The 6,108-nt window shown below is 74.2% G+C and carries 4 protein-coding genes; all 4 read left to right on the top strand.

Annotation, left to right across the window (positions count from 1 at the left end):
- The first annotated feature begins 113 nt into the window (after window positions 1–113).
- Window positions 114–1,100, top strand: a complete 987-nt coding sequence (locus tag B7L92_RS30405; protein WP_081240562.1) for a phosphotransferase — start codon at window positions 114–116, stop codon at window positions 1,098–1,100.
- A gap of 331 nt (window positions 1,101–1,431) precedes the next feature.
- Window positions 1,432–2,454, top strand: coding sequence for a DNA topoisomerase IB (locus B7L92_RS30400; RefSeq protein WP_081240560.1), 1,023 nt, complete (start codon window positions 1,432–1,434; stop codon window positions 2,452–2,454).
- A gap of 61 nt (window positions 2,455–2,515) precedes the next feature.
- The gene (locus B7L92_RS30395) at window positions 2,516–3,235 is read left to right on the top strand and encodes a type 1 glutamine amidotransferase (protein ID WP_174704044.1); all 720 of its coding nucleotides are present in this window, start codon (window positions 2,516–2,518) and stop codon (window positions 3,233–3,235) included.
- A 305-nt stretch (window positions 3,236–3,540) separates the two neighbouring features.
- Window positions 3,541–6,108: PQQ-dependent sugar dehydrogenase (locus B7L92_RS30390; RefSeq protein WP_081240561.1), on the top strand; the 2,568-nt coding region annotated here is incomplete at its 3' end.

Here is a 6,108-nt window from a genome sequence, read left to right as displayed (position 1 = left end):
GGGTGAACACCGGACCGCCGGGCCCCCGGGACCGCCTCCACCGCCGGGCCGTGGACTCCTTCCCGCCGCCCCGTGCCTTGCCGGTCGCCTCCCGGCCCCTGTTGAGTGCGCCGATGCGGAAGTTCGTGGAGATCGAGGACCTGTCGGGGCTGATCCGTGACGCGCTGGGGCCGGGCTGCCGGGTGGTCGCGGTGGACCGGTTGCGGGGAGGCAGCAGGAAGGGGGTGTACCGGGTCCGGGTCGACGGGGCCCCGGTGGCGAGTGCGATCGTCTACAGCTGGGCCGAGGAGGAGAACTTCTGGCCGGGCCGGAACGGCACCGACGCCGGGGACCCGTTCGCACCCGCCTCGGGCCTGGCCCCGTTCCTCGCCGCCCGGCGGAAACTGGACGACCTGGGCGCGAGGGTGCCGCGGGTCCTCCTGGCGGACGGCAGCCGGCGCCGCCACCCGGCGGACGTGGCCGTGGTCGAGGACGTCTCCGGCGGCACCCTCGAAGCGCTCCTGGCGAGCGACCCCGCCCGCGCGGCGGTGGCCCTGGACGACCTGGCCGCGACGGTGGACGTCCTGCACGGGCACCTCGCCCCGCGGTACGGCCGGCCGGACCTGCCGGAGCAGGGCGGCACCGCGAGCGAAGTCCCCTGCGAGCGGCTGGTCCTCGACCGGGCCCTGCGCGACCTCGAGGAGGCCTCGGGCAGGGAGCGGAGGGTCGCCGCGGCGCGGAGCCGTCTGCGCGACCGTCTGCACGGCCTCGCCGCACTGGTGTCCCCCCGCGCCGCACACGGGCTGGTCCACGGCGAACTGGGCCCCGACCACGTCCTGGTCGACGCCGACGGCCGCGCGGTGCTGATCGACATCGAGGGCCTCCTGCACTTCGACGTCGAATGGGAGCACGTCTTCCTCCGGCTCCGCTTCGGCCGGCACTACCCCGCCCTGTCCCGGCCCGGTCTCGACCCACGACGGCTGGACCTCTACGCGCTCGCGATGCACCTGTCCCTGATCGCCGGCCCGTTGCGCCTGCTCGACGGCGACTACCCCGACCGGACCGCCATGCGCGGGATCGCCGAGCACAACCTGCGGGAGGCGCTGGCACTCCTCCCGTAGCGGACGGGACCGCCGCCGGGCGACCGGCCGCCGGGACGGGACCGTTGCCGGGCGACCGGCCGCCGGCGCCGGAGCGCCCTTCGCCGGCACCCCGCGCGCCTGCGCGAGGGTGGTGGACGGTGGTGGCGGAGGGGCACGAGCGCCGGCACCCCCGGAGGGGAAGGAGACCGGCCGCCCGGCGGACATCGCCCGGCGGCGGTCACGGACGAGGGAACCCGCGGTCCGAGTAGGCGAACGGGAACGGGGAACCTCATGCTCTGCCGAGCACCGGGCGGCGGCGCGGCGACGAGCCGACCCCCGGGTCCCACCGGAGGAGGAACAGGAGGCCGGGATGCGTCTCTACCACAGCCGCCCCACGGACCCCGGGTACCGCCGGCTGCGGCACGGGCGCGGCTTCCGGTACCTCGGCACCCGGGGGGAACCGCTGCGCGACCCCGCGGAGCTGGCCCGGATCCGGGAGCTGGTCGTCCCGCCGGCCTGGCGCGACGTGTGGATCTGCACCCGTGCCAACGGGCACCTGCAGGCCGTGGGCACCGACGCCGCCGGACGCCGCCAGTACCTGTACCACCCGCAGTTCCGCGCCGAGCAGGAGCAGGCCAAGCACGAGCACGTGCTCGACGTCGCCGAGGCGCTGCCCGCGGTGCGGGAGGCCGTCGAAGGCCATCTGCGCGACCGCGGACTGACCCGGCAGCGGGTGCTGGCCACGGCCGTACGCCTGCTCGACCTCGGCTTCTTCCGCATCGGCGGCGACCGCTACGCCGAACTGAACAACAGCTACGGCCTCACCACGCTGCTGCGCGGGCACTCCCGCTGCCGGGCCGGCGCCGTCCAGTTCACCTACACCGGCAAACACGGCAAGGAGATCGTCCGGACGGTGGCGGACCCCGCCGCCTGCCGCAGCCTCACCGCCCTGAGGCGGCGCCGGGACGACGGCGACCGGCTCCTCGCCTACCGGGAACGGCGCTCCTGGCACGAGGTGAGCGGTGAGGACGTCAACGCCTACCTCAAGGAGCTGGCCGGACTGGAGATCACCGCGAAGGACTTCCGCACCTGGCACGCCACCGTCATGGCCGCGGTGGCGCTGGCCGTCTCGCGGTCCGTCGCGAGCAGCGAGACCGCCCGGCGCCGGGCCGTCGCACGGGCGGTGCGCGAGGTGGCCGGGTACCTCGGCAACACCCCCGCGGTCTGCCGGGCCTCCTACATCAACCCGCGGGTGATCGAGCTGTACGAGGAGGGCGAGACGGTCGCTTCCGCGCTGCCCCACCTCGGTGACGAGGGCACGCACGGCACCCCCGCCACCCAGGGACCCGCGGAACGGGCCGTACTGCGTATGCTCCGCGACGACAGGACCTAGGACCGGCGGCGGGCTTCCGCCCGCCGGCTCCTCCACGCACCGAGCCAGGAGGCGGACCCCGATGAGTGCCACCCGAGGGCGGAGCGTGCTCGTCGTCCAGAACACGCCGACCGCCGGTCCGGGCCGGGTCGGCCCGTGGCTGCGGGAGTGCGGGCTGCGTCTGGAGGTGGTGCGCGCCCACGCCGGTGAACCGCTGCCCGAACGCCTGGACCGCCGGGCCCTGGTCGTCCTCGGCGGCGGCTTCCTCCCGTACGAGGACGAGCGCGCCCCCTGGCTCCCCGCCGTGCGCCGCCTCGTCGGCCAGGCGCTCCGGGAATCCAGCCCCGTGCTGGGCATCTGCCTGGGCGGTCAGCTCCTCGCCCATGTCGCGGGCGGCACCGTGAAGGGCCGGCACGGCGAGCCGGAGTACGGCAGCACGCCGATCCGGCTGCGGGCCGAGGCCCGGGAGGACGCGCTCTTCGGTGAACTGCCCGCGGTGACGCCCGCCATCGAGCGCCATGTGGACGCCATCACCGAACTCCCCCCGGGAGCCGTGTGGTTGGCGGACAGCGAGCGGTGTCCCCACCAGGGCTTCCGGGTGGGCGAGCGTGCCTGGGGCCTGCAGTTCCACCCCGAGGCGACCGCCGCCGGGATCCGCGACTGGGACACGGGACCGCTGGCCGCGCACGGCCTCGACCGGGACCGGCTGTACGCGCGGGCGCTGGCCGACGAACCCGTGTCGACGGCCGCCTGGCGGGCCTTCACCCACCGGTTCGCCCGGGAGGTCGCGTCGCAGCCGTGACCGAGCGGCCGATCGGAGGACCCGGGGCTCCGGCCCGTGCCGGGGTGCGGGCCGGGGGCGTCGGCGCGGCCGGTCCGCGGCACCACTTTGTCCCCGGCGAGGAAGAAGAACAGGGTCGCCGTGCGGAAGGGGTTACGCCGTTCGGCGAAGGCCGCTAACTTCCTTGAAGTGTACCGGTCATGCTCGCGATGGCCGGTGAACCGGTGATCGGCGACCGGTGACTTCACGGCGCGACGGCGCGCGCCCGTACTCCCCTCCCGGCAGGACGCATCGGCCTGCCACCACCCCACACCCGGGAGACAACTGTGCGCACGAGACCGTTAGGACCACGCCCGCCGGGACTCCGGCGGATCCGCTCACTGGCGCTCGCCGCGGTGTGCGTCGCCGGCTGCTTCCTGCCGGTGACCGCGGCCGGAGCGGCCGAACCCGGCGACGCCCCGCCCCCGGCGGCCGCGGCACCCGGGGACTTCCAGCAGGTCACCCTCGCCAAGGGGGTGGCCGAGACGGGCGAGCCGATGACCCTGGCGGTGCTGCCCGACCGCTCCGTCCTGCACACCTCGCGGGACGGCACGCTCCGGCTCACCGACGCCGCCGGCACCACGAAGGTCGCCGGCCGGCTGGACGTCTACAGCCACGACGAGGAGGGGCTGCAGGGCGTCGCGGTGGACCCGGGCTTCGCCGCCAACCGGCACGTCTACCTCTACTACGCCCCGAAGCTCGACACGCCGGCCGGTGACGCCCCGGCCGACGGCTCGGCGGCGGACTTCGCCCGCTTCGACGGCGTCAACCGCCTGTCCCGGTTCGTGCTGAGGACCGACGGCACCCTGGACACCGGCAGCGAGAAGAAGATCCTCGACGTGCCCGCCTCGCGCGGCACCTGCTGCCACGTCGGCGGCGACATCGACTTCGACGCGCAGGGCAACCTGTACCTGTCGACGGGCGACGACACGAACCCCTTCGCCTCCGACGGCTACACCCCGATCGACGAGCGGGCCTCCCGCAACCCCGCGTACGACGCGCAGCGTTCCTCCGGCAACACCAACGACCTGCGCGGCAAGGTGCTGCGCATCAAGGTGAACGCGGACGGCTCGTACGCGATCCCCGGCGGCAACCTCTTCCCGCCGGGCACGGCCAGGACCCGCCCCGAGATCTACGCCATGGGCTTCCGCAACCCGTTCCGGATGAGCGTGGACCGGGCCACCGGCATCGTGTACCTCGGCGACTACGGCCCGGACGCCGGCACCGCGAACGCCTCGCGGGGACCGGCCGGGCAGGTCGAGTTCAACCGCATCACCCGGGCGGGCAACTTCGGCTGGCCGTACTGCACGGGCAGGAACGACGCCTACACGGACCACGACTTCGCCTCCGGATCCTCCGGCGCGAAGTTCGACTGCGCCGCGCCGAAGAACACCTCGCCCCGCAACACGGGCCTGACCGACCTGCCGCCCGCCCAGCCGGCGTGGATCCCCTACGACGGAGGCTCGGTACCGGAGTTCGGCAACGGCTCGGAGTCCCCGATGGGCGGCCCCGTCTACCGCTACGACGCCTCCTCCCCCTCGCAGGTGAAGTTCCCGCAGGAGTTCGACGGCGACTTCTTCGCGGGCGAGTTCGGGCGCCGCTGGATCAAGCGGATCGAGACCGGCGGCGACGGCACCGTGCAGTCGATCAACGCCTTCCCCTGGAACGGCACCCAGGTGATGGACATGGCCTTCGGCCCGGACGGCGCCCTGTACGTCCTCGACTACGGCACCGGTTACTTCAACGGCGACGCGAACTCGGCCCTGTACCGCATCGAACACGTCACCGGCGGGCGTGCGCCCGTCGCCCAGGCGAAGGCGGACGTGACGTCGGGCAGGGCACCGCTCACGGTGACGTTCTCCTCGGCGGGCAGCTCGGACGCCGACGGCGACAGCCTGACGTACGCGTGGGACTTCGGTGACGGCAGCACCTCCACCCAGGCGAACCCGTCGCACGTGTACCGCACCGACGGGCAGTACACGGCGACGCTGAAGGTCACCGACTCCACCGGCAGGTCCGGGACGGCCTCCGTCCTCGTCACGGTCGGCAACACGGCGCCCACGGTCGCCCTGAAGCTCCCCCTGGACGGCGCGATCCACGACTTCGGCGACGCGATCCCGTTCGAGGTGACGGTGACCGACCCCGAGGACGGCACCATCGACTGCTCCCGGGTCAAGGTCAGCTTCATCGTCGGACACGACAGCCACGGCCACCCGCAGACCTCGGCGACCGGCTGCTCCGGCACCCTGCGGACGCTGGCCGACGGCGAGCACGACCCGAACGCCAACATCTTCGGCGTGCTCGACGCCGAGTACACCGACCGGGGCGCGAACGGCCAGCCCGCGCTCACCACCCACGACCAGCGCATCACCCAGCCCTCCCACCGGCAGGGCGAGCACTACGGCGACTCCTCGGGGGTCCAGGTCGTGGACCACGCTCCCGCGCACGGCGGGAAGACGGTCGGCCACATCGAGAACGGCGACTGGATCTCCTTCACGCCGTACGCCCTGGGCAACGCGACCGCGTTCACCGCCCGGGTCTCCTCCGGCGGCAGCGGCGGCACCATCGAGGTCCGGGCGGGCTCCCCGGCCGGCACCCTGCTGGGCACCGCGACCGTCCCGGTGACCGGCGGCTGGGAGACGTTCCAGGACGTCACCACCGCCCTCGGCAACCGGCCGGCCGGCTCCACCACCCTGTACCTGGTGTTCAAGGGCGGCGGCGGAGCGCTGTTCGACGTGGACGAGTTCTCCTTCACCACCTCAGGCGGGGGCACGCCCGTTCCGCGTTCCGGTGAGGTGCGGGGCGTGGGCGGCACGTGCCTGGACGTGGACGGTGCCGCGACCGCGGACGGGACG

The organism is Streptomyces viridosporus (genome assembly GCF_002078235.1).
Taxonomy (GTDB): Bacteria; Actinomycetota; Actinomycetes; order Streptomycetales; family Streptomycetaceae; genus Streptomyces; species Streptomyces viridosporus.
Note: the sequence above shows the minus strand (reverse complement) of the source record. Positions and strands in the feature narration are given on the sequence as shown.